Origin of the sequence: Pseudomonas sp. D4-21 (genome assembly GCF_051132125.1) — a bacterium.
Classification (GTDB): Bacteria; Pseudomonadota; Gammaproteobacteria; order Pseudomonadales; family Pseudomonadaceae; genus Aquipseudomonas.
Genome location: NZ_CP071664.1, coordinates 1,284,240 through 1,309,569, shown reverse-complemented (window position 1 = coordinate 1,309,569; position 25,330 = coordinate 1,284,240). Strand labels below are relative to the sequence as shown.

At 61.5% G+C, this 25,330-nt stretch carries 16 protein-coding genes and 1 pseudogene; 11 read left to right on the top strand and 6 right to left on the bottom strand.

Annotated elements, in window-relative coordinates; all coding sequences use genetic code 11:
• Positions 1 to 363 precede the first annotated feature (363 nt).
• A complete protein-coding gene (locus J3Q04_RS05720) occupies positions 364 to 720 on the top strand; it encodes a DUF6124 family protein (protein WP_434607478.1) in 357 nt (118 codons plus the stop codon).
• Between the two features lie 164 nt (positions 721 to 884).
• On the opposite strand, the gene J3Q04_RS05715 is transcribed toward J3Q04_RS05720, so the two are convergent.
• Positions 885 to 1,244 carry a PilZ domain-containing protein gene (locus J3Q04_RS05715; protein WP_420765292.1) on the bottom strand — a complete coding sequence of 120 codons (360 nt, stop codon included), beginning with the start codon at positions 1,242 to 1,244 and terminating at the stop codon, positions 885 to 887.
• Positions 1,245 to 1,511: 267 nt separating this feature from the next.
• A complete protein-coding gene (locus J3Q04_RS05710) occupies positions 1,512 to 1,886 on the bottom strand; it encodes a tetratricopeptide repeat protein (protein ID WP_420765293.1) in 375 nt (124 codons plus the stop codon).
• A gap of 326 nt (positions 1,887 to 2,212) precedes the next feature.
• On the opposite strand from J3Q04_RS05710, the gene pyk reads away from it, so the two are divergent.
• A complete protein-coding gene (gene pyk / locus J3Q04_RS05705; protein WP_039591415.1) occupies positions 2,213 to 3,664 on the top strand; it encodes a pyruvate kinase in 1,452 nt (483 codons plus the stop codon).
• Positions 3,665 to 3,838: 174 nt separating this feature from the next.
• Here pyk and J3Q04_RS05700 read toward each other — a convergent pair whose 3' ends face one another.
• Together J3Q04_RS05700 and J3Q04_RS05695 are read right to left on the bottom strand one after the other, a co-directional pair.
• Positions 3,839 to 4,786 (bottom strand): iron-sulfur-binding ferredoxin reductase, encoded by a 948-nt coding sequence (locus J3Q04_RS05700; RefSeq protein ID WP_434607483.1) that lies wholly within the window; start codon positions 4,784 to 4,786, stop codon positions 3,839 to 3,841.
• The gene (locus J3Q04_RS05695; protein WP_420765296.1) at positions 4,779 to 5,885 is read right to left on the bottom strand and encodes a GGDEF domain-containing protein; all 1,107 of its coding nucleotides are present in this window, start codon (positions 5,883 to 5,885) and stop codon (positions 4,779 to 4,781) included. Before J3Q04_RS05695 ends, J3Q04_RS05700 begins: the two co-directional genes overlap by 8 nt.
• 466 nt (positions 5,886 to 6,351) lie before the next feature.
• Here J3Q04_RS05695 and J3Q04_RS05690 point away from each other — a divergent pair, with 466 nt between their 5' ends.
• The 5 genes and pseudogenes from J3Q04_RS05690 (at position 6,352) to J3Q04_RS05670 (ending at position 15,441) form a co-directional block, all read left to right on the top strand.
• Positions 6,352 to 7,875, top strand: coding sequence for a fumarate hydratase (locus J3Q04_RS05690; RefSeq protein ID WP_434607486.1), 1,524 nt, complete (start codon positions 6,352 to 6,354; stop codon positions 7,873 to 7,875).
• A 302-nt stretch (positions 7,876 to 8,177) separates the two neighbouring features.
• On the top strand, positions 8,178 to 11,027 hold the full coding sequence (locus J3Q04_RS05685; RefSeq protein ID WP_434607489.1) for a SpvB/TcaC N-terminal domain-containing protein: 2,850 nt from the start codon (positions 8,178 to 8,180) through the stop codon (positions 11,025 to 11,027).
• A pseudogene (locus J3Q04_RS05680) lies at positions 10,988 to 11,098 on the top strand (hypothetical protein); the annotation flags it as partial. The gene J3Q04_RS05685 and the pseudogene J3Q04_RS05680, both read left to right, overlap by 40 nt.
• A gap of 6 nt (positions 11,099 to 11,104) precedes the next feature.
• Positions 11,105 to 12,964 (top strand): hypothetical protein, encoded by a 1,860-nt coding sequence (locus tag J3Q04_RS05675; RefSeq protein WP_434607491.1) that lies wholly within the window; start codon positions 11,105 to 11,107, stop codon positions 12,962 to 12,964.
• Between the two features lie 701 nt (positions 12,965 to 13,665).
• Positions 13,666 to 15,441 carry an RHS repeat-associated core domain-containing protein gene (locus tag J3Q04_RS05670; protein WP_434635631.1) on the top strand — a complete coding sequence of 592 codons (1,776 nt, stop codon included), beginning with the start codon at positions 13,666 to 13,668 and terminating at the stop codon, positions 15,439 to 15,441.
• On the opposite strand, the gene J3Q04_RS05665 is transcribed toward J3Q04_RS05670, so the two are convergent.
• Positions 15,434 to 19,927, bottom strand: a complete 4,494-nt coding sequence (locus J3Q04_RS05665) for an NEL-type E3 ubiquitin ligase domain-containing protein (RefSeq protein WP_434607493.1) — start codon at positions 19,925 to 19,927, stop codon at positions 15,434 to 15,436. The two genes, J3Q04_RS05670 and J3Q04_RS05665, sit on opposite strands and share 8 nt — an antisense overlap.
• 204 nt (positions 19,928 to 20,131) lie before the next feature.
• On the opposite strand from J3Q04_RS05665, the gene J3Q04_RS05660 reads away from it, so the two are divergent.
• Together J3Q04_RS05660 and J3Q04_RS05655 are read left to right on the top strand one after the other, a co-directional pair.
• Entirely contained in the window at positions 20,132 to 21,898 is a 1,767-nt protein-coding gene (locus J3Q04_RS05660; RefSeq protein ID WP_434607495.1) for a sensor histidine kinase, read from the top strand.
• Positions 21,891 to 23,225: a sigma-54-dependent transcriptional regulator gene (locus J3Q04_RS05655; protein ID WP_434607498.1), complete on the top strand. Its 1,335-nt coding sequence runs from the start codon at positions 21,891 to 21,893 to the stop codon at positions 23,223 to 23,225. Before J3Q04_RS05660 ends, J3Q04_RS05655 begins: the two co-directional genes overlap by 8 nt.
• A gap of 63 nt (positions 23,226 to 23,288) precedes the next feature.
• Here J3Q04_RS05655 and J3Q04_RS05650 read toward each other — a convergent pair whose 3' ends face one another.
• On the bottom strand, positions 23,289 to 23,615 hold the full coding sequence (locus J3Q04_RS05650) for a hypothetical protein (protein WP_434607500.1): 327 nt from the start codon (positions 23,613 to 23,615) through the stop codon (positions 23,289 to 23,291).
• A gap of 326 nt (positions 23,616 to 23,941) precedes the next feature.
• Between J3Q04_RS05650 and J3Q04_RS05645 the strand changes: the two genes are divergently transcribed.
• A complete protein-coding gene (locus tag J3Q04_RS05645) occupies positions 23,942 to 24,697 on the top strand; it encodes a hypothetical protein (protein ID WP_434607502.1) in 756 nt (251 codons plus the stop codon).
• Between the two features lie 78 nt (positions 24,698 to 24,775).
• Positions 24,776 to 25,273, top strand: coding sequence for a CS1 type fimbrial major subunit (locus J3Q04_RS05640; protein ID WP_434607504.1), 498 nt, complete (start codon positions 24,776 to 24,778; stop codon positions 25,271 to 25,273).
• The last annotated feature ends 57 nt before the right edge of the window (positions 25,274 to 25,330 follow it).

Sequence of the window (25,330 nt, the reverse complement as noted above, 5' to 3'; positions counted from 1 at the left end):
CTGCTCCCCCGCTCCATTACCAAAAGTTCTCCCAACGGCGGATCAAACACCAGGTTCTCGGACTCACTCCCCCGCACGTATTTAAGACAGACCTGGGCATCCGGAGCACCCGCTAAAAAACTGTCGCCGTATTCCAGCTCTATCGTGATCTCGACGGGAGCGGATAGTCGCTCGGCTATGAAAAACGCGTGTGCACAAGCGTCATCCAGTCGGGCCAAAGTCCCGCACTTGATGGTGGCTGTTCGCAGGGCGCCCTTGGGCGCGCCGGGCTTCGTTTTTCCACCGGTCGACTAACCTGCGTCCAGCCGCCACCCCTCGTTTAGTCGCGAAACGGGTGGCAGCCTTAATTACGGAAAAACGTTCATGATCAAACCAACCCCCAATCCCCCAAAACCCGCTCCCCGTAAAACCGTCGACGAGCAAAAGCTCGACAAAGCCGCGAAAAAAGCCCTCGACCACTACCTGAAACCCAACCCCACCCAACCAGCCAAAAACCAACGACAACTGGACTGTTTCATCGTCGCCCCCGATGCCGACCCGGAAGGCTTGCTGGTACACAGCTACGAAACCTTCTGCTCGGTGAGCACGCTGATTCTGGATTTATCGGAAGAACTGGAAGGCGCCCCGCGCAACCTGGCGTTGGCGATTCATCAGATGGGCGAGATGGGGGTGTTGTTGCTGGAGAAGTTGTTGGATGGCGAGGCGAAGGTGCTGCGCTGATAGCAACGCGATACATCGGGCGATGAAGTCCCCGTGGCGAGGGAGCTTGCTCCCGCTGGACGCGAAGCGTCCCATGCGGTGTGTCAGTTGATAACCAGGGGGCTGCTACGCACCCCAGCGGGAGCAAGCTCCCTCGCCACGGGGTTATCGCAACGCGGTAGGGCTCACGCCGATTCTGGTAGCTGATAGAAGCTGAAGTACTGCCGCAATGCGCTCACCAGTTGTCCGTATTCAGGCGGTGCCCACTGCAGGCTGAAGCCCGCGTCGAAATGTTGCGGTGTCACGTCCTCGCGGCACCACAGGCAATGGGCTTTCAAACGGATCTGCTGCTGCGGTCCTTCCTCGGCGGGCAGTTTCAGGCGCAGGTCGAAATCCGCACCGATCATCAAGGGCAAATGGCTGATGAGCATCAGGCCGTTTTCCGAAACGTTGCCCAAAAAACCAATGGGTTTGCCGTTTATGCCGTTGAACACCTCAAGGAAATACGCCAGCTGATGTCGTGCAATCTGCCGCTCTTTGTACATGTCTTGTATCACTTTTTGAGTAGCCGATAACCCGGCCAATCCAGTGCTTCGGAACGGGCTCATCCCTGCCCGCTCTCCCCGACTCCGATGCCAGACACCCTCTGGCCGGCCAAATGCTACCGGTGACAGGTGACGCTTCGAAATTAGAGTTCTGGCTCTAGCCACGTTTTGTACAACTATAGTCCAAGCGCGAGCATCGGCCAGCCGGATTCGATACCAGTCATCGGTCGACAACTGGCTCGCGGAAGGGTTTCGAATAAATCAAATTCAGAACGACGTGGGACGGATCGCCGAGGCGCTGCGGGTGGGGTAATGACCCAGGCTCTGCAGGGTTTCGAGCCGTGCGCGGGCGCGGTAGGCGTACTCGCTGTTGGGGTATTGGGTGAGGATGAACTGGTAGGTTTGCGCCGCGTCGACGTAGAGCTTCTGCCGCTCCAGGCACTGGCCGCGCATCATCGAGACTTCCGGCTGCATGTAGCGACGGGCACGGCTGGCGCGGTCGACTTTGGACAGCTCGAGCATCACCTGCTCGCAGTTGCCCCGCTCATAGGCCTTGTAGGCCAGGTTCATGTGGTGGTTCATCGACCAACGGGTGCAGCCCGTGATACTCAGGGCCAGGGCAATAAAAAGCACGAATCGCATGGGGAGGTTCTCCTGTCTTGAGCTCTGTATCGACCTGGCGGGGAAAATCTTCAGCACGAAAAACCTCCACGGTGAACACGTGTGTGGCGAGGGAGCTTGCTCCCGCTGGGCTGCAGAGCAGCCCCGGATTTTTGCGGTCGCTACGCAACCGAGCGGGAGCAAGCTCCCTCGCCACAAGAGCGATGTTCGGCTTAAGCAGTTAAAGGCGCAAAAATTTTCAGGAATGTTCATTTCGAAAAAGAAACGAATAAGTAGTGCATATGAACAATGACTACACCCAAAGACCATAGTAGCCTTCGCTGGCGCTTGAACTTGAGGAGTCTTGCATGTCCGTCCGTCGCACCAAAATCGTCGCTACCCTTGGCCCGGCCAGTAACTCGCCGGAAGTTCTCGAACAGCTGATTCTGGCTGGCCTGGACGTTGCCCGTCTGAACTTCTCCCACGGCACCCCCGACGAGCACAAGGCTCGCGCCAAGCTGGTGCGTGACCTGGCCGCCAAGCACGGCCGTTTCGTTGCCCTGCTGGGCGACTTGCAAGGCCCGAAGATCCGTATCGCCAAATTCGCCAACAAGCGCATCGAGCTGAAGATAGGTGACAAATTCACCTTCTCCACCAGCCATCCGCTGACCGAAGGCAACCAGCAGGTGGTCGGCATCGACTACCCGGACCTGGTCAAGGATTGCGGCGTGGGCGACGAACTGCTGCTCGACGACGGGCGCGTGGTGATGCGCGTCGAGACCGCCACCGCCACCGAACTGAACTGCGTCGTGACCATCGGTGGCCCGCTGTCGGACCACAAAGGCATCAACCGTCGCGGCGGCGGCCTGACGGCACCGGCCCTGACCGATAAAGACAAGGCCGACATCAAGCTGGCCGCGGAAATGGAAGTCGACTACCTCGCCGTGTCCTTCCCCCGTGACGCGGCGGACATGGAATACGCCCGTCAACTGCGCGACGAAGCCGGCGGCACCGCCTGGCTGGTGGCGAAGATCGAACGCGCCGAAGCCGTGGCCGACGACGAGACGCTGGACGGCCTGATCAAGGCGTCCGACGCCGTAATGGTGGCCCGTGGCGACCTGGGCGTGGAGATCGGCGACGCCGAGCTGGTGGGCATCCAGAAGAAGATCATCCTGCACGCACGCCGCCACAACAAAGCGGTGATCGTCGCGACCCAGATGATGGAGTCGATGATCCAGAACCCGATGCCGACCCGCGCCGAAGTGTCCGACGTAGCCAACGCCGTGCTGGACTACACCGACGCGGTGATGCTGTCGGCCGAAAGCGCCGCCGGCCTCTACCCGCTCGAAGCGGTGCAGGCCATGGCGCGTATCTGCATCGGCGCCGAGAAGCACCCGACCGGTAAGACCTCCAGCCACCGCATCGGCAAGGAATTCACCCGCTGCGACGAAAGCATCGCCCTGGCGACCATGTACACGGCCAACCACTTCCCGGGCGTCAAGGCGATCATCGCCCTCACCGAAAGTGGCTACACGCCGTTGATCATGTCGCGCATCCGCTCCTCGGTGCCGATCTACGCCTTCACCCCGCACCGCGAAGCCCAGGCGCGCGCCGCGATGTTCCGTGGCGTGTACACCATTCCGTTCGACCCGGCTTCGCTGGAGCCGCACGAAGTCAGCCAGAAAGCCATCGACGAACTGACCAAACGCGGCGTCGTGGAAAAAGGCGACTGGGTCATCCTAACCAAGGGTGACAGCTACCACACCACCGGCGGCACCAACGGGATGAAGATCCTGCACGTTGGCGACCCGATGGTTTGATGATCGGTCGCTGAACACAAAAAGCCCCGCCATGTGAATGGCGGGGCTTTTTGTTTTTGCCTTTGGACGTTGGGTGTCTGGACGGGCGCTATCGCGAGCAGGCTCGCTCCCACAGGGGTTCTGTGTGCGCCGCAAATCCTATGTGGGAGCGAGCTTGCTCGCGATGGCGATCGGTCAGACGCCGCCATTGTCACGGGTAACAAACACATCCGCCAACAATTGATTCCTCGGCAACCCCGCCAGGTACAAGCGCTTGGCAAACGCCTCGACCCAATCCGGATGGCCGCAAACCAACGCCTGGGTCTGGCGCGACGCCAGGCGCAGCTGTGCGAGCGTCGCTGGCGCCTCGGCTGCGGTCAACAGCTCGATGCTCAGGTTCGGATGCTTGGCCGCCAGTGCCGCCAGGGGTTTGTCCAGATAATGCCCGGCGGCATCGCGGGCCACATGAACCAACCGGATCGCGCCCCGATGCTGTTGGCGCAACGCTTCGCGCAAGATGCCGAACAGCGGCCCCAAGCCCGTGCCGGAGGCCAGCAGCCATAGGGGTTTTTCATGCCAGTCGGGGTCGTAGTGCAACGCGCCGCCGCGCAGTTCCCCGAGACGGATCGGGTCACCACTGTTCAATTGTCGCGCCGCGTCGATGAATTGCCCGGGCGCGCGGCAATCGAGGTGAAACTCCAGGAAGCGGTCTTCCTCGGGCAGGCTCGCCAGGGAATATGGCCGGGCGACGTCACCAGCCCACAGCACCAGGTGTTGTCCGGCGCGATAGCGCAGCGGTCGCTCCGGGGTAATGCGCAGGCGCAGCACGTCGGAGCCCAGCCAATCCACCGCCGCCACTTTGGCGGCTTGGCCGTCGCGTTGTGGGTCGAAGGTGTGGATTTGCACGTCCTCCACCACCTGGCATTGGCACGCCAGTCGCCAGCCTTGATCACGCTGCGCCGGGGCCAGGGCATCGGGGCGACTGTCGCGCACGTCGCCGCTCAGGCATTGCACCAGGCACGCATGGCAACTGCCGGCGCGGCAACTGTAGGGCACGGCCACGCCTGCCTGGTTCAACGCATCCAGCAGGTTACTGCCCGCCGCCACCGACCATTGCCGGCCGGCGACTTTCAACTCAGGCATCGACGTTCTCCCAGGCGGCGGCACAACGGTTGCGGCCGTCTCGCTTGGCACGGTACAAGGCCTGGTCGGCGCGCTGCAAGGCGCTGTCCAGGTCATCGCCCATTTCCAGCATCGTCATGCCCACAGACAGGCTGAGAGTGCCCACCCGCAGGTCGGTCAATTCCACTTGGGTGAACGCCAGCCGCAAGCGCTCGCAACAGGCCGTCAGGCGCGCGGGGTCGCAGGCGGGCAGCAACATTACGAATTCTTCGCCACCGTAGCGGGCCAATACGTCGCCTTCACGCAGGCACGCCGTGGCGACACCGGCAAACGCCTGGAGCACCTGGTCGCCTGCCGCATGGCCGTGCAAATCGTTGATGCGCTTGAAATGGTCCAGGTCGATCAAGGCCAGGCCATGGGCGACGCCGGGCCTGAGGGTATTGAGTTCGCGGCTCGCCAGGCGCAGGAAATGCCGGCGATTGAACAGCCCGGTCAGTTCGTCGGTGGCGACCAGGTCTTCGAGCTGGCGCATCATGCCGCGCAGGGTATCCTGGTGCGCCTGCAAGGCAAACCGGCGCTGGCGCATGCGTTGGCGTGAGGTCTGGACATAGCGGGCATACAACACCAGCCACACCAGCACGATGAACAGCACGGACACCTGCAGACCGGCCAGCGTCGGATCGGGCAGCCGAAAGAAGTAACCGTCCCACAGCGTGATGCCGGTAAAGCTGATGAACACCAGCGTGGCGCAGCGCACAAAGGCCCGCCGCGTCAGGTGGAACAGCCCGAACAAGAGGATCAGCACATAGAACACCAGGAACACGCCGCGGGCCTGGTCCAGGTGCGCCATCATCCAGGTCTGCCAGCCCAGGCCGATCCAGACCTGTATTTCCGTCAGGCTGGGGTCGGCGAAGCGCAGGTTGCGATCGGTGATGAACAGCGCGAACAAACCAGCCTGGCACAGCACCACCAACAGCGTGCCGATGATGGCGCCACGCAACGAGTCGAGGTAATGGCCACTGAAAAACGCCAACCACAGCAACACCAGTGCCAGCGCATAAGTCGTGGCGGCCAGGGCGAAGCGTTTGAGCAAAAGACGTTGAATGGCGTTATGGGTCAATCGGTGACTCACCATGGAAAAGAGGAACTGATAGAGCTGTCCTACGCTACAGGCCAGACGCCACTTTAGTGGCGTGTTCGACAAATGACCATTCAATTCTGGCTCAGAAAAATGGCGTCAAAGCAATGGCCCAGATTGACGCATCTGCCGGCTCCGCCGATATCCCCTGTGGCGAGGGGATTTATCCCCGCTGGGCTGCGGAGCAGCCCTGAAAACCAGTCACCTCGGTGTGTCAGGTTGTTCGCCTTCAGTCATTTTGGGGCTGCTCCGCAGCCCAGCGGGGATAAATCCCCTCGCCACAAAGGCAGCTCGCTCCCACAGGCCCCCAGCCTGCGATATACTGCCGCGCCTTTTTAGCGTCGCGCCAGCATGCCCGGCGTGCCTTAAGAGGTGCCGTCCGTCGACCGATGCACCCAAGCGGGCGGCACCTTATTGAATGTTCCCGTCTTAGAGAGGAGCGCGACTCATGACCGTGATCAAGCAAGACGACCTGATTCAGAGCGTTGCCGACGCCCTGCAGTTCATTTCCTATTACCACCCCGTGGATTTCATCCAGGCGATGCACGAGGCCTACCTGCGCGAAGAATCGCCGGCGGCCCGTGACTCCATGGCGCAGATCCTGATCAACTCGCGCATGTGCGCCACCGGCCACCGGCCGATCTGCCAGGACACCGGCATCGTGACCGTGTTCGTGCGCGTGGGCATGGACGTGCGTTGGGATGGCGCGACCATGAGCCTGGACGACATGATCAACGAGGGCGTGCGTCGCGCCTACAACCTGCCGGAAAACGTCCTGCGCGCATCGATCCTCGCCGACCCGGCAGGCGCGCGCAAAAACACCAAGGACAACACCCCGGCGGTCATTCACTACTCCATCGTCCCGGGCAACACCGTGGAAGTGGACGTGGCGGCCAAGGGCGGCGGTTCAGAGAACAAGTCGAAGATGGCCATGCTCAACCCGTCCGACTCCATCGTCGACTGGGTCCTGAAGACCGTTCCGACCATGGGCGCCGGCTGGTGCCCACCGGGCATGCTCGGCATCGGCATCGGCGGCACCGCCGAGAAAGCCGCGGTGATGGCCAAGGAAGTGTTGATGGAATCCATCGACATCCACGAGCTCAAGGCCCGCGGCCCGCAAAACCGCATCGAAGAGATGCGCCTGGAGCTGTTCGAGAAGGTCAACCAGTTGGGCATCGGCGCCCAGGGCCTCGGTGGCCTGACCACCGTGCTCGACGTGAAGATCATGGACTACCCGACCCACGCCGCCTCCCTGCCGGTGTGCATGATCCCCAACTGCGCCGCCACCCGCCACGCCCACTTCGTGCTGGACGGCACTGGCCCGGCCTCGCTGGAAGCGCCACCGTTGGACGCCTACCCGGAAATCGTCTGGGAAGCCGGCCCGTCGGCACGTCGCGTGAACCTCGACACCCTGACCCCGGAAGACGTGCAAAGCTGGAAACCGGGCGAAACCGTGCTGCTCAACGGCAAGATGCTCACCGGTCGCGATGCGGCGCACAAGCGCATGGTCGAGATGCTGAACAAGGGTGAAACCCTGCCGGTGGACCTCAAGGGGCGCTTCATCTACTACGTCGGCCCGGTCGATCCGGTGGGCGACGAAGTGGTTGGCCCGGCCGGCCCGACCACGGCCACGCGGATGGACAAGTTCACCCGCCAGATCCTCGAACAAACCGGCCTGCTGGGCATGATCGGCAAATCCGAGCGCGGCCCGACCGCCATCGAAGCGATCAAGGACAACAAGGCCGTCTACCTGATGGCCGTTGGCGGTGCCGCTTATCTGGTGGCCCAGGCGATCAAGAAATCCCAAGTCCTGGCCTTCGCCGAACTGGGGATGGAAGCGATCTACGAGTTCGAGGTCAAGGACATGCCGGTGACTGTCGCCGTGGACAGCAAAGGCGAGTCGGTACACATCACAGGCCCGGCGATCTGGCAGCAGAAGATCAGCGAAAGCCTGGCGGTGGAAGTGCAGTAACACGCACTTTCTCGCGCTGAAGAAGGCCGGTGAGCGACACGCTCATCGGCCTTTTTTATAGGCGCACAACAACCCCCTGTGGGAGCGAACCTGCTCGCGATGGCGGTGGGTCAGTTGGTGAAGATGTTGGCTGTACCGCCGCTTTCGCGAGCAGGCTCGCTCCCACAAAGTCATTGAGCACACCATTCATCGGGCAAACCCACCGACCTGTCAGATCTGACAGGTTACACCCCCGCTCTCCCTTGGCATCCTCATCCTGGCCGGGAATCGCCCCCGGCCAAGGTCAAAGGGATGAACGACAAATGGCCGAACAAGCCCCCCTTCAAATCATCACGCCAACAATCGCCGGTAGTGCGTCAATCGCCACCTTCGGCAACAGCCTCGGCCCGGTCGGCACGCGGGGCGCCGCTTCCTTCGAGTTGCCCCTGCCGATATCGAGTGCCCGTCACCTGACGCCGGCGCTGGCCCTGCATTACAACAGCCAGGGCGGCAACGGTGTGTTCGGCATCGGCATGCAACTGTCGATCCCCAGCATTCGGCGCAAGACCAGCAAAGGCGTCCCGCATTACAGCCAAGACGACGTCATGGTCGGCCCGGACGGGGTGGATCTTTGGCCGGATCTTGAAGCACAGACCAGCCGCAAAGTCCGCGACGATATTTTTGAGGTCGTGCGTTATTACCCCAGAATCGAAAGCACCTTCGACATCTATGAACTGTGTACGAGCTTCAACATCCCACCGTTTTGGCGAGTTCAGGGCAGCAACGGCCACGTGTATTGCTATGGGAAAAGCCCGAACTCGCGCATTGCCGACCCGCAAGTCCCCTCGCGTATCGCCGAGTGGCTGTTGCTGGAAGAGGTCAGCCCCCTGGGCGAACACATCTACTACGAGTACCAGGCCGACCCCGGCCCTTCCGGCGGCCCCCACGACTACAGCACCCAGCGTTACCTACGACGGTTGTGCTACGGCAACGCCACGGCCAGCGAAACCTTGTACTGCATGGAACAAGAAGACCCGGCCAGCCTCCCCTGGCACTTTCACTTGCTGTTCGACTATGGCCAGCGCACCTGTGAACTGGCGGAAAAACCCACTTGGTCGGCCTCCGACGAAGATGTCTGGAGACTCCGTAGCGATCCGATCCACGCGTACCGATACGGCTTCGAAGTGGGCACGCGGCGCCTCTGCCACCAAGTGCTGATGTTTCACCAGTTTCCCGCCGAAGCCGAAAACGGAAACGAACCCGCGCTGGTACGACGGCTACTGCTCGAATACAGCGACACTCAATGTAGCTACAGTCTGTTGACCGCCGCTCATTACCAGCATTGGGACGCCGAGGATCGGGTCGAATACACGCCGCCGATCGAACTCCAGTACACCGACTTCAAACCCAACTACGAACCTGAAGCTTTTTTTGCCCTGGAGACCATGCCGGCCCTGGAAGACAGCCGCCGTTATCAATGCGTCGACCTTTATGGCGAAGGCGTTCCTGGTTTCCTGTGCCGCTACAGCAACGGCTGGTATTACCGCGAGCCCCAGCGCGCCCCGGGGGACGATCCTGATAAAATCGAGTACGCCCCGTGGACCCTTCTGCCAACCAGCCCAATCGCCGCCGACAACACACTGGTGATGCAGGTGCTGACCGATCTATGCGGCGATGGCCGCCTCAACTGGGTCATCGCCCAGCCCGGCATGAGTGGCTTCTATACGCTCAACCCGGACCGCAGTTGGTCGACCTTCACCGACTTCAAGCGCTTCCCCACGGAGTTCCTGCACCCCGCCGCGCAATTGGGCGACCTGACGGGCGACGGCCTGCGCTCCCTGGCGATGGTCGGCCCCAAAAGCGTGCGGCTGTACGCCAACCTGCGCCAGGACGGGTTCGCCGCCGGCGTGGACGTTCCCCATGAACCCGACAGCACCCTGCCCTTGTTCAGCGATGTACGCAGCGAACTGGTGCTGTTCGCCAACATGCTGGGGAGCGACAGCAGCGAGCTGTGCCGTATCCGCTCCAATGAAATCAAGTGCTGGCCGAACCTGGGCCATGGGCGTTTCGGCAAGGGCTTTGTGATGAGCGCGCTGCCCTTCACCTACACCGAGTTCAACGCCGAACGGGTGCGGATCGCCGACCTGGACGGTTCCGGCGCGCCGGCGCTGATCTACCTGCGCAGCGACTGTTTCGAAATCTACTTGAACCATGGCGGCAATTGCCTTGAACAGACACCCGTGCGGGTGCCCTGGCCGCAAGGCATGCGCTACGACAACCTCTGCCAGGTCACCCTGGCCGATCTGCAAGGTTTGGGCTGCGCCAGCCTGCTCCTGAGTATTCCCCATCACAGCGCGGACATGAAACCGCGCCATTGGCGCTACGATTTTGTCGCCGCGCGGCCCTACCTGCTTAACGCCATCAACAACAACATGGGCTGCAACAGCACCCTCGCCCACCGCAGCAGCGCGCAGTTCTGGTTGGACGAAAAAGCTCAGCGCGCGGCGAAGGGCGAAGCGCTGGACTGCTACCTGCCCATGGCTTTGCCACTGGTGGCCCGGCAACAACAGGAGGACGAAATCACTGGAAATTGCCTGACCCAACGCTTCACCTACTACGAAGGCGACTACGACGGCTATCACCGTGAGTTCCGGGGATTTGGCCGGTTGTACCAGCTCGACAGCGAGTTGCCTTCGGTTGAGCGCGACAGCGGTTTCACCGCACCGGTGCTGGTCAAGACCTGGTTCCACACCGGTCGCACCGTCGACCAACCCCTGAAGGACTGTTTCGACGCCGACCCCGACGCGCCGCCCCTGGGCCGCACATTGCTGACCCGGCTCCACGAACAGGACAAGGCTGACGAAGTTATCTTTTCCGACCCGGACACCGCTCGTGACATGGCCTACGCGCTGGGCGGTCACGTACTGCGCAGCGAGACCCACGAGGGCGAGTCGCCCGACATGACCAAGCCCCAAACAGTGGCCCGGCGACGTTATTTACTGCGTTCCCCCCACGACCGCCAGAAGAGCCTTCAGGTACAGGAACTGGAAATGGTCAGCCATCAATACGATGGTTTATCAACGACCCCCAAACCCAGCACATCGTCAACCTCGGCTGGAACCGCTACGGTCAGCTGGAGCACGGCTTCGTCGTCCACTACGCGCGGCGCCTGAGCGCGGCGGACGATCCACCCTTCGGGGACGAAGACCAGGATATCTGGTGGCGCGACGCCCACGACGATCAGCAACAGGTGTATCACCTGACCGAAAGCCTGGCCGCCTATAAGCACTTTTTCGAGAAAGAAAGACCGCCGCGTCAACGGCTGGGCCTGCCCTGGCGCGCTCGGACCAATGGGTTCCAATTGCCAAAAGGCTCACTCCCCGCAGGGCTGAACCCGCAGCAGGTCAGCTACGAGTGTTTCCTCGAACACCACGAGAGCGAGCACTGGAACACGGCCCGCGTGCTGATCGCTCTCGAGGAGCAAACCTACTTGAGTGACGCACCGTTCCAAGCCTTGCGCGGTCCGTTGGAAGTGGCCGAGTTCGACAAGCAGGCGCTGGAGGCCTACGACGTCGTGCCCGAACCGTTCGATATCCGTGAACAACTGGAAATGGTCGGCTACGAGCCGATGAGGCTGTTCCTGCCTGAAGACCCAGAAGAGGACGAGGCCCGGAATCTCTGGTCGAAGAAAGTCGGTTTCGCCACCTACCGGCCACTCGCAGGCTTCTTCCATATCAGCGCGTTGCAAGAAACCCAGAGTCATGGCCTGACAAGCACCGAATACGACTCTTTTCACTTGATGCCCATCACCGTCACTGTGCCGGACGGCTGCGCGACCCACGTCGAGTACGACTATCACTCGCTGTTGCCCTGCCGCATCATTGACGCCAACGACAACGTTCACGAGGCGCTTTACGGTCCCGCCGGCCTACCCTTGGGCGTCAGTTTCCATGGGACCGAGAACGGCATCCCCGCAGGTTTTTATCCCATCGATGGCTATGAGCCACCCGATGATTTGTCGCCCGGCCACGCCATCGAGGACCCCGAAGCCACCCTGGGTGATATCGCCAGCGCAGCGCGCATCGACAACCTGAGCTGGATGGGCGAGCTCGATTTGTCGCTGGTCCTGCCGGCGCAGCGCGACGAATGGATCAATGCCCGATATCTGCTGCCCAGCGGCCACATCCGAGCCTCGGCGCGGGTGCGCCTGGCCCGGCTTAAAACCCGCACCGCCGGCGAAGAACTGCTGTGGGCGCTGATCCAGGCCACCACCCAAGAGCCGGCCCACAGTGTCGTGCTCAGCGCCGATCGCTACCCGGACGACCCCTTGCAACAAATCCGCATCGCCCTGAGCGCCGTCGATGGATTCGGACGCGCTTTGCAAACCAAACAACTGGTGGAGCCCGGCGTCGCCTACGCCGTCGCCGAGAACGGCACGCTGCTGTTGGGCCCCGATGACAAACCGATACAGCACGAGGCCGACCCGCGCTGGCGCGTCAGCGAACGGGTCGAGTACAACAACAAGGGGCTGGTGACCCGTGTCTATCGCCCCTACTTCGCCGATGCCTGGCGCTACATCAAGGACGCCTCGCTGCGCGAGCACGGCTATCACGACCAGCAGTTCTATGACCCGACCGGACGCTTGGTCAAGGTCATCAATGCCAAGGGGCACGAGGCTTGGCATGTCTACCATCCGTGGTACCGGTGTGATCACGATTACAACGATACCGATCCGGGGCCAGCCCAATGCCCCCCCAGGTTCATCGAAAGACGCCGGTCGTGGCGGTGTTCAACGGCTGGGCTGGGCCGGTACGGCGGGTGGATTACCTGCGCGGTTCGACCAGCGACGAAACCCAACGGCTGGTCACGGCCCAGGCATATGACCTCGCCGGACGCATCGTTGACCAATGGGACCCTCGCTTCCACGGCACGAAAACCGTCAACCTCCACAGCATTTACAGTCTGTCGGGCACACCGCTGCGCACTGAAAACATCGATGCTGGGCTGCGTTGCGAACTGCCTGGCCTGGCCGGCCAGCGCCTGCACAGCTGGGATGCCCGTGGCAGCGAGCAGCAAACCGAATACGACTCGCAATTGCGGCCCACGCTGATCCGCGAGCGCGGCCCGGACCAAGCCTGGGCCACGGTTGGCCGCCTGCGCTACGCCAGTCGTTCGACCGAAGACGCCCTGCACAATCGATGCGGTCAATTGGTGGAGCACTACGACACGGCCGGGCTGGTCACCGTTGACGACTTTTCGCTGGCAGGCTTGCCGCTGGATCAAGGGCAACGGTTCCTGGACACGCTGGAGCTACCCGACTGGCCGGACGATGAAGCAGGCCGCGAGCGTTTGCTGGAGCCTGCCCGCTACGACACACGCTGGCGCTACGACGCCGTGGGGGGAGCCCTGAACCAGACGGATGCCAAGGGGCATAAGCAAAGCATCGAGTTCGATGTGGCCGGCCAACCCAAGCGCGTGCATTTGCAATGGGCCGGCAGCCCGACTGAAGAGCTGATTGCTCATGAATTCCAACACAGTGCCGAGGGCCAGCGTCAAGCATATACAGCCGGTAACGGCAGCAAGACAACCTTTGCCTACGACCCGGCCGGCGGACATCTGATTGAGCTCAAGGCCACGAAAGGCAGCGATATCCACCAACACTTGAGTTACCTCTACGACCTCGTCGGCAATGTCACCTCCATTACCGATCACACCCATGTCGTGCGTTACCACGCCAACCAGCGCAGCGAAGGCGTTCGGACCTTTGTGTATGACAGCCTCTATCGCCTGGAAAGCGCCACGGGACTGGAAATGTCCGGGGCAGGTACGCAACCGCAATTGCCGGGGCTCGTCCCGCCCTCAGACCTGACCCTGCGAACTCCGTACACCCAACACTACGAGTATGACCACGGCGGCAATCTGGAGAAACTGATCCACAGCAGCGCCACGCCGGGGCAGGCGCACACATTGCGCCTGACCATGGACCCGTCAAGCAACCGCTGCCGGCAATGGCAAAAGGGCGACGCAGCTCCCGGCGACAATCTGGACTTCGATGCCGGTGGCAATCAACTGAGCCTGCCCTCCTCCAGACCACGCTTGACCTGGAACTGGCGCAATCAATTGCAGAAGGTGACCCAGGTCCACCGTCACAACGCCGAGGACGACGCCGAATACTACAGCTACGACGCTCAGGGCATTCGCATGCACAAGCGGCAGACCACCCAGGCCGCATCCGTCGTCCATGTGCGGGACGTGCGTTATTTGCCTGGCCTGGAAATCCGCATCCTGGATGACAGCGAAGAACTGCACGTCTGCACATTCCAAGGCCCTGCCTCCAACGTGCGCGGATTGTATTGGGTCAAAGGCCGGCCGGCTGAAATCGAACAAGGCCAACTGCGCTATTGCCTTGAAGATCATCTGGGCTCGTTGGTCATGGAACTGGACCAGGATGCGCAACTCATCAGCCATGAAGGTTACTACCCCTTCGGCGGCACGGCGTGGTGGGCGGCGGATTCCCAAGTGCAGGCCAGTTACAAGACCGTTCGTTATTCCGGCAAGGAGCGCGATGCCAGTGGGCTCTATTACTACGGGTTTCGTTATTACGCAGCATGGATGATGCGTTGGATCAACCCGGACCCGGCGGGGCCGGTGGATGGGTTGAATTTGTATGCGATGGTGGGGAATAACCCTGTTCGCTATAGCGACAACCTGGGGCTGATAAAAGGAGAGCAGCTCATGGACAAGATGACCCGGCGCACTCAGCACATCTTGAAAGGCGGAGATGCCCCGTTTGATGAGAACCAGATCAAGGGTTCAAATGCCAAAAAACTCAAGGCGCGGGAACAGCATTACCAAAAACATCCAGAGGCAGAGTTATTCGCTAAAACCAGTAGAGACATACTGAGTGCCCATGCTGGCTTTGAAATTCCTGGCAATAACCCTGACGAAACCCGTTACTTGACTGACCTCTACAACATTCCACTACCCGACTCATTGGAACTTATGTCCGAGGGGGTTCGGGTGTCCCGTGATCCCGTTCAGAACACCGAGGAAGATTTCCTGACCTCGGGGGGCATATTCCAGTTTGGAGATATCACCCGTTACGAAGCTTTCCTGGAAAACAAGCTCATTGAAACGTTCAGGGACGCCAAACGCCCCATGAAACTCTACACGGGATCAAACCCAACGCCGACGAACTTGACGGGGATTGAACACGAAGCCCCGGTGTTGCATCCCTTGGTCAAACAGCGGCTCGAAAATCACATCAGTGCGGGCAACAACTACCTTCCTAAGGTCGCAGGACTTCCCGGCCTGCATGCTGAAAGCATCGGCGCGAACGTCGCGCTGAATATCCAGCAGAACATCACCGGGGCGACGGATCCATCGCAGATAATTGTCGTCACCCAAAAGATTGCCGGCAGCAAGCGAGAACTGGGTCGAGGCTTTCCCGCCTGCTTCAACTGCACCAATATCCTTAGAGGCCCCTCGGACGCCGCAGACGATCTGCTGAAATTTGACATCGTGACCGAATGGGTGCAGACAACTCATTCACAGTGGAATGACCTGGCCAGGCCGTACATCAACTAGGCCCTGCCATCGCATCTAATGTCAGTTGCCGTAACAAGGCCTTCCGTTCATGGGCCAGTTCACTCATGCCTCGTTCGTAGTCGGCTTGCGAAAGCGAGCCCGCGACTTGCTGATCCAACAGGGCCTCGGCTTTCTGCTGATACACCGAGGCATTGCGCTCAAAGGCGTGTGGGTGCCGACCTTTAAGATAGGTCCGCCAAAACCGCTGCCCAATGATTTGGTCCACCAATCCGTCGCCGGTTTCCAGTTCCAGGACCGATTGATAAGCCAGGTCCATGGCAGCGTCATCCACGCCGGAAACACCTCTGAACAACATCCCTTGCGATTGCCATGGCAAACCCAGACGCTCCGCTAATCCGGTCTGGAACGCCAGGTAGACCTCCACCTCATCGATGCTTCCCGAGAACTCCCCGTCCTCGTCCAGGGTGATAAACGTCTCACCCGCCTGCAATCGATTCTGAATCGTCGCGCGGGCAATTTCATTGACCTGATCCAACCGCGACTTGCCCTTGGCCAGCGCCAGCAGCTTGGCCTCGACCTGAGTAGCATCGCTCGCCCGATACGCTTCATGGACCAAAACCTTGATGCCCATTTCGTTGAACAACTGCGCCCCGGCGTCGGCACAGGAATCCGGGTTGATCGCCATGCGGAACAGCTCCTCGCGCAATGTCGCGTCTTCGGACACGGCGTCGAGCATTCTCCAGACTCGCCCTATCAATTGAGGACGATAGTCCTCTTCGACGTAATCGGCGGCCTCTGTCAGTTGCTCCAACATCTCAAAAAAACCCTGGGCGCCAGGTTCGCGCTCAAGCTCGTCCCAGGTACGCTGACGGGAAACTCGCGCGTCATCGGCAAGGCTCTCAAGCCAGTATTGGCTGGTTTCCTCGCCCTTGGGTGGATAGCTGCGCGCCGGGTCATAACCCACCGAACGCATATAGCCTTGGAATTGGCGCAAACTGTCTTCTGGAAGCTGGTCGCGACTCAAGCGAGTCCGGGCGATCAACCGGGCCTGTTCGGAGCCGGGCGTGACCTCTGGAATACGGTCTATGGAATTACCCTCCAGATTCAGCTCGAAGGAGCGGGGTCGTGTGACAGTCAGTAAACCTGGCGGCCACTCAGTAACACCAGTCTGTTGCAAGTCAAGCATGGCGAGCTCCGACATGCGAGTGATGTCGGGCAGCAGGTTCAAGGCGGGGTTGTTGCCCAACTTCAACACCTCAAGGCGACTCAAGCCTCCCAGGTCAGCGACGTTTTGAGCGGTGAGACTCAATTGATTATGTGCGAGGTCCAACACCCGCAAATCTGCAAGATGGGGCTCTAGCCGTGGTAACACCGTCAGATCGTTATGACTCAGGTCCAGCGTCTTGAGATTGGGGAAATAACCGAGAAACGCTGTCAGATCAGTATCCAGCGCGCCATGGCGCCACTTCAGTTCGCTCACATGGGGGAACGCCGTTTCCAGGGTTGGAAAGCAATCGAAAGTGTTACTTGACCAGAAGTAATCCAGATTCAGAATATACCCCTGAGGCGGCGTATCCACTCCAGCCCGCCAACACTGCTTGAGCGCCGAAGCGAGTTTTCCCTTGTGGTAGAGCTGATCAATGGCAACCACATCGCCCCTCTTGATCGCCACCCAGTTTTCCAGCGAGTTGCTCAGCCCCTCAAGCTCCAATTCGCGACCCACGAGGTTTTGTATTGCCAACTGTTCAGAGTGGAATGACTCAACAAACCGGGCAAAACTCTGAGTCGACGCTTCCGGATACAGCACCTTGAACCGCGCCTCCAGACTCAACGCATCACCGGTTCCAAGCAATTGCTCATCGAGCCGCCCATAGCCCGGTTGCTCCCCGAGCAAACGTGCGACTATCGGTGGATCCTCCGCCGTCCCGGCAGCGTTCAGAAGGACTTTGCGAAACGTCGTCCGGTCTAGCGGCGCTTGTTGAACAGCCTTCCCCAGCAAGGACCCATCGCCGAGCTTGTAACCCAACGCCCGACGCTCGGCCTCGGTCAAGGCGCTCAGGATTTCGGTATAGAAATCGTCGGCACTGTCCACCGAGTTACCTTGCTCGCCAAACAACCCAGGCGTCGCTTCTTCCACCGGCACGAGCACCTTGCGCACCACCGATGACGACGGTCCGACGCTGTCGAGCAGCGGCCCCTCCAGCGCCCCGTCGCGAATCTCGATACGCACCTGCGCCGGCCAACCCGGCAGATGCTCCAGGCTGTGCAACGCCAACCGCCAGGTGTCGGGGTTGCCCTTCGTGGGCAAATACAAGCCTTCGTAGGCCTGGACAATTCGCCATTCGCCCATGGCCGTACGGGCCGCCTGGCGCAGGCGCAGAGGCAAGTACCCTCGCTCACTCATCTGCCGGCGCTCCACCTCGGTGACGTCAACCAGCAGCTCGTCCGCCACCGCGCGGGGCAACTGGGGAAACTCGCTGCGCAAGACCTGGGCGCCAGCACTGCCCGCCTCGTCGACCGGCTCGATACCGGTTGGACTGCCCTGCGCGGCCCGGAAGCGCTTGACGGTTTCGGCCAGCAACACCGGAGGTCGGGCATGTTCGACGTGGAGTTGACGCAGGCTTGCCTCTTCGACGCCGCTGACGATACGGATCTGCTCCAGGGTTTCATCCGAAAAAGACTCGACGCTGTGCCCCAGGCGCCGCATCAGTGTTGGCCCTTGCCAGCTCAGCGGGCGTTCGCCCTCATGAACCCAGGCACCCGCCTCGTTATGGGCGAGCTTTGGCGCATACGCATCGACGCGCACGGGATGTTGAATCCGATACTGCCCAGTGTCCGCGGCCTGCTCGACCACGAACGGCCGGTCGCCGAGCAACAGCACCTCTTGTCCCTGATGAAGATAAAGGCCATTGGCTTGTGGCCGAGCGTTCGTCTTGAGGTCCAACGACTGCTCGTAGGGCGCGAGATCGGGGTGCCATAGACGCGACTGCCCATCGTGGCTCTGGACCACTTTCATCTGCTCGACAAACGATGAAGGCCGCGTGGAACGCACAGCCCCCACCACTTTCCCCCCCGCCACGAAAAGCCCCATGAGCGCCATGTTTTCGGCCACCCCGAGCAAATGCGCGGCCGCTTCGGCACGTCGGCCTTGGGACCAATCGACGATGCCTTCAAACGTGTCATCGAGGAGTTGATAGGCGGTATAGGCCATCAATGCTTCGCCCAGTACCGGCACAAACGACGCTGCCGTAAAAGCGGCCATTTCCAGCACCGTCTCGGCCACCTGCATGAAACTGTCCCAGCGAGCCCACCGGGACTTGAGATCTTCGTCCCCCGTCGGCACGGCTATCAGGCGAGCGTCCTGGAAGATCTGGTTGAGTCGTTGTTCGAACCCATGGTCCCAAAGATCGTCCTTTACCCGCCGGCAAGTCATCCGCAGCGTGGGATTTTCCACCGGCTCACGCCGGGCCTTGAACAACCGGGCATCCAGCGCGGCGAAAAAACGTTCGCGGTGGGCCAGGGAAATGAAGCGGCTGAAAAACTGCTGGTAACGTTGCGCGCGCAATCGAACGGCCAGCGCTGCCAGGAACGCCGCCGTGGAGCTGTACTGTTTTAGCGGATGCTCGGGATCGTGAGGGATATAGACCACGACCGGTTCGACTTGCCGGCTCTGCTCAAGATCCGGGGCGATCATCACGATGCCGGTCAGGCGAGTGTCGAGTAGGTAAAGGTCGTGGCAATACTGCGTCTTGCCGCCATGGCTGACACTTCGCTGGCCAGTCATCAAGCCTTGCAAAGCTTGGTAAACCTGCGGGCTTATATCGCCTTTGATTCGCGCCAACGTCGCGGCCGTCCGGAAGGCATCCCTGTCATCGTTCTGGAAACACTCCTGCGCCACGGCACTGCCGACAGGCTCGTCAATCAGAAGGCTCTTCAGGTACGCCTGATAGCGCCCGCCAATGTCCAAGTCCCGGCAAAGCGCGACGAACACCGGCAAGGTCAAGGTGGAGCCAACAGACAAGATATCGAACTGTCCACTCGCGGTGGGTTGGCTAATGAAGCAGGACGCTTCGTCGAAGTAGCCCGGGCGCGCCTCTTTTGCCTCGAAATTTTGCAGGGCAGCATCCAGCAGGGAAATCGTGCGGATCCTGTAGGCGACGGCCACCCCCTCGGGAATGTAGAGCCGCACATAGGTTTGCCTGACGTCCAGCGTCAGGTTGCAACGCTTTTTCAACGCGGCGACCAACAGCGGCTCGGCGAATGCCTCGATCGACCGGAGCCGGCCGAGCATTTGCGTCAGTTTGCCGTGGGATGTCCAACTGGCTTGCAACGCGCTTTTAAGGTGATCCCGATCCGCGGCGCTGGCCTGGGCGAGCCCCGGTGGTATCGGGCCTACGGCTTTTGCCAGTGCCGTGCGTTGTTGTGATGAAAGCCCGGACAGCCAATCGGGCATCGAATGGACGAGCCATTGCTGGGGGTTGGTCAGTAGGGAGGTCTTCGTGACCAATGTTTGCAGGGTAGTCATGTATTGCCGTCGTCCGTGACAAGTGAGCCCGGGAAGCTAAACGATGCGGCCCGTCGGAACCAGCCGAAACTTGTGTCTGGACACAACACGGCGGCGCGGACAATCGGGCTACAAAAACCATCGGGAGCCAGCACGCCAAGCCTGTTTGGCGCACGCAAGCAACATGGTATGGTTCGGCCCCGACTTCTACCGGTTCGCGCCTGCATGCTGCCGACTCCCCGTACCTTGCGCCTGTTACTTGCCATCGCCCTGATCCTCATCGGCGCCGCCCTGGCCGCCACCCTGGCCGTGCGCCACGCCGAGCGCGTGGCCCTGGAAGAAGACGCCAGCCGCGCGAGCCAGCAATTGGCGCTGTACGCCAACTCATTGCACACCTTGATCGAACGCTACCGCGCCCTGCCCGCCGTGCTGGCGCTGGACCCGCAGTTGCGTGACGCCCTCAAGGGGCCGGTCAGCGCGGCGCAACAGGATGCCTTGAACCGCAAGCTGGAAAAAATCAACGGCGCCGCGCAGTCCTCGACCCTGGAGCTGCTGGACCACACCGGCCTGGCGATCGCCGCCAGCAACTGGCAGTTGCCCAGCAGCTACGTCGGCCACAACTATGGCTTTCGTCCCTATTTCCTCCAGACCCGCACCCAAGGCACCGGGCGCTTCTATGCGGTGGGTGTGACCAGCGGCATCCCGGGCTATTTTCTGTCCAGCGCGGTCACTGGCGATAGCGGCGAGTTCCTCGGCGCGATGGTGGTGAAGCTCGAGTTTCCCGAGCTTGAGCGCGAATGGCGCCAGGGCAGCGACACCCTGTTGGTCAGTGATGCGCGCGGGGTCATTTTCATCGCCAATCGCCCCGGTTGGCGCTATCGCCATCTGCATCCCTTGACCGACAGCGACCGCGCCGAGCTCAAGGCCACGCGCCAGTACGACAAGCAACCGTTGCAACCCCTGGCCTTCGATCCGCTGCGACGCTTTGACGACAACAGCCACCTGACCCGGGTCGAGGCGCCCGAGGGTACGGCGCAGTACCTCTGGGAATCCCTGCCGTTGGCCGGCGAAGGCTGGACCCTGCATTTGCTGCGTCGACCACAGATCGCCTTCGAAGACCTGCGCAACGCCGGGCTCGCCGCCGCCGGGTTGTGGCTGGCGCTGGTGTTTCTGTTGCTGTTTCTGAACCAGCGTTGGCGCCTGGCGAAACTGCGCCAGCGCAGCCGCCAGGAACTCGAACGACTGGTGGACGAACGCACCCGAGAATTGCGCACCGCCCAGGACGGCCTGGTGCAATCGGCCAAGCTGGCGGCGCTGGGGCAGATGTCGGCGGCGCTGGCCCACGAGATCAACCAGCCGTTGACCGCCCAGCGCATGCAACTGGCGACCCTGCGCCTGCTGCTGGAGCACGGCCGCGTCGACGATGCCTATAAAGCCCTCAAGCCGGTGGACGACATGCTGACCCGCATGGCGGCCCTGACCGGCCACCTGAAGACCTTCGCCCGCAAGAGCCCCAGCGGCCTTCGCGAACGCCTTGACCTGGCGGCGGTAGTCGACCAGGCCCTGCAATTGCTCGACACACGCCTGCGGGACGAAAACGTCAGTACCGTCTTGCACCTGACGCGTCCGGCGTGGGTGCGCGGCGATGCCATCCGTCTCGAACAGGTGTTGATCAACCTGCTGCGCAACGCCCTCGACGCCATGGTCGAACAGCCCCTCAAGCGCCTTGAAGTGCGCCTGCAAGCCGATGAACAACTGTGGCGCCTGACCGTCAGCGACAGCGGCACCGGGATCGCCGTAGAACATCTGGCCCAGGTGTTCGACCCGTTCTTCACCACCAAGGCGGTGGGCGATGGCCTCGGCCTGGGGCTCGCGGTTTCATTTGCGATCATCCACGAATCCGGCGGGCGGCTGACAGCGGACAATCATGACAACGGCGCGGTATTCTGCGTGACCTTGCCCATCGATCAGGAGGCGCAGCTGCATGCTTGATTCGGTCATAGTCGTCGATGACGAAAACAGCATCCGCACGGCCGTGGAGCAATGGCTGAGCCTGTCGGGGTTCCAGGTGCAGTTGTTCAGCCGCGCCGAAGACTGCCTGGCGCGGTTACCGGACAACTTCGCTGGCGTGATCCTCAGCGACGTACGCATGCCCGGTCTCAGTGGTCTCCAATTGCTTGCGCAAGTGCGCAAGCGCGACGCGGACCTGCCGGTGATCCTGTTGACCGGCCACGGCGACGTGCCGATGGCCGTGGAAGCCATGCGCGACGGCGCCTATGACTTTCTCGAAAAACCGTTCAGCCCCGAAGCGCTGCTAAGCAGCCTGCGTCGGGCCTTGGACAAGCGCTTCCTGGTGTTGGAAAACCGCCGCCTGCACGAGCAGGCCGACGCTCGGGCCAGGCTCGACACCACGCTGCTGGGCGTCTCCCGCGCCTTGCAGAACCTGCGGCGCCACGTGCTGGACCTGGCGACATTGCCGGTCAACGTGTTGATCCGCGGCGAAACCGGCAGTGGCAAGGAATTGGTCGCCCGCTGCCTGCACGACTTCGGCCCGAGAGCGAGCAAACCCTTCGTTGCGCTGAACTGCGCGGCCATCCCCGAACCGCTGTTCGAGGCTGAACTGTTCGGTCATGAAAGCGGCGCCTTTACCGGCGCCCAAGGCAAACGCATCGGCAAGCTCGAATACGCCGACGGCGGCACGCTGTTTCTCGATGAAATCGAAAGCATGCCGCTGGCCCAGCAGGCCAAGTTGCTGAGAGTCCTGCAGGAGAAGAAGCTCGAACGCCTGGGTTCCAACCAGAGCATCCACGTGGACCTGCGCATCATCGCCGCGACCAAGCCAGACTTGCTGGACGAAGCCCGGGCCGGGCGATTTCGCGAGGATCTGGCCTACCGCTTGAACATCGCCGAGCTGCGCCTGCCGCCCTTGCGTGAACGGCGCGAAGACATTCCATTGCTGTTCGAGCATTTCACCCACGGCGCCGCCGAACGCCTCGGCCGCCCCGCCGTGCCCTTGAACGGCCCGCAACTGAGCCATCTGCTCAGCCACGATTGGCCGGGCAACGTGCGCGAACTGGCCAACGTCGCCGAACGCCAAGTGCTGGGACTCGACCGGCCGCCTGCCCTGGACACCGAACCGGGCCAGTCCCTCGCGGCCCAGCAGGAAGCGTTCGAAGCCCAATGCCTGCGCGCCGCGCTGACGCGGCATAAAGGCGACGTAAAAGCCGTGCTCGAGGAACTGCAACTGCCGCGCCGCACCTTTAATGAAAAGATGCAGCGGCATGGTTTGAGTCGGGAAATGTTTGTGCGGGACATCTAAGGAGGCGTGGCGGCTGGCCGCGAAGCCATCGCCAAGCCTTGCACGAACCTCCAGCGCCGTCGGCTAACCCGAGATCAGACGGGCGATCATGCGCTTGCGCCCCGCCACATCCAGCGCGCGATAGCTTTCCAACAACAGCTCTTCATCAGGCGCCAGTGCCGGCGCGGCCTGGACGCGTTCGCCCGTCAGGACGTATCGGACGTCCACTCCGATAGCCGCCAGTTTCGCCACCAGATCGGCCGGGCATTTCTGCCGCCCGCAAACCACTTCCTTCAAGCGCTGCGGGCTCGCTTCGCCCGCCGCCCGGGAGGCGGCAGCCAACGAAACACCACAACGGTCAATCTCTTCGCGCAGGCGAATGTGGATATATTCCACCAAAACTATTGACATGGTGGATATATCCCACCAAAATCGCCGACATAAACCACGACCATCATCGCCTCACAGGAATCGGCACCTTGGCCGTGCTGAGACTGCGCGCACTCGGAATCCTATCCATTTCGCAGTAGCACGCACGCTGGGTGCATTGAGCATGAATCTACTCCGGAAATTTCCTACAGGAAATAGCAGGAGCCTGAAAATGAAAAGAAACAAGACGCGTGTTCCTGTGCGTCGTTGTCGAGGCGCCGGTTTTTCTACAGGTCTGGTTGAAACAGGCGCGCTGCACTCAGTGCAGTGAAACGTTGACCGTACATCTTCGCTGTTTGAGGTCTGAAATGCATTCGAATCAAACGTTTACCCGTCGCTGGACTGTGCTGGGCAAGTTGGCGCTCATGACACTCGCTGTCACCCTGTCGTTTCCGGCAGTCGCGAATATGGTGGTCTACCCGATGAACAGTACCATCGGGACCGAGCAGGACGGCATTGGCCAGATCCAACTCCATTCCAAGTCCGACAAGGTGCAGTACATCAAGGTCAGCGTCACCCAGATCCAGCGCCCCGGCACGCCGGACGAACATGAAAGCCCGCTGTCGCCGGCGGATGCGCTGGGCATCGTGGTTTCGCCGCAACGCACGGTACTGGCTCCCGGCGCCAGTCGCACGGTCCGGATCATCGCCCAATCGATGCCCACCGAGGAAACTGTCTACCGAGTCTATTTCGAGCCGGTGGGAGCGCCCGACCTGATCGACGAAGACGTCCTGGAACAGTCAGGCGTGCAGCCGAAAGTCGGCGTCAACCTGGTTTGGGGCGCCCTGGTACGGCTACTACCCGACGAGCGCCGCACCAGCATCAAGCTGCAACCCAAGGGCAATGAGCTGCGCAACGACGGCACTCTTCGCGTCGGAGTGTTGCAGGTCGGTCGCTGCACCGACATGGCGGGTGAGAAGGATTGTATCTGGAATGATATCAACCGCAGCCTGTATCCCGGCAACACCCTGCCTGTCTCCGCCCCCGGTTCGAACGGCAATGTCATCGTACGTTTCGTGACCAGCGACGACAGGCGTCCGCGCACCCTCGCCATTCAGCCGTAACCCCAACGTTATTGACCCGAGCTACGTGCAGCGCACGTGGTTGGGCCCCCGCTCACCCACAGCAAAAGAGGAACACCCATGAAATTGATGAAATTCGCCCCATTGGCACTGGCCGCCCTGACCTCGCTGCCCGCCATGGCGGTGGAAAAGAGCCTGCTGGTCTACGCCGATGTCGACCCGACCCTGGAGATCCTCCAGTCGGACGGCAGCCCGCTGCCGGCGTCCATGGAGATGGCTTATCTGCCAGGTGCCGGTCTGCAACCGACTCGGCTGGGTACGCGCATCTACAGCAATGACACCGACAACGACATGACCTTGCGCCTGATCACCAATCCGGTCCTGGCCAACATGACCAACCCCGCCGCTACCGGCATCCCGCTGAGCGTCAGCTATGGCGGACGAGCGCTGAACACCACTGGCGTCACGCTGCCCGCCGCCGACCTGTTCCCTGGCGGTGACGCCACCGGCGGCTCGGTCGAGCAACTTCTGGACATCCGTCAGACAACAGCTGGCGCAATCACCAATGCCGGTCGCTACGAAGGCATCGTGAGCCTGGTACTGACCCAGCAGCCGTAAGCACCGCCGGTTTTTCCTCAAGAGGGAAGTACGGCGCCGTCGTGCTTCCCTTTTCCT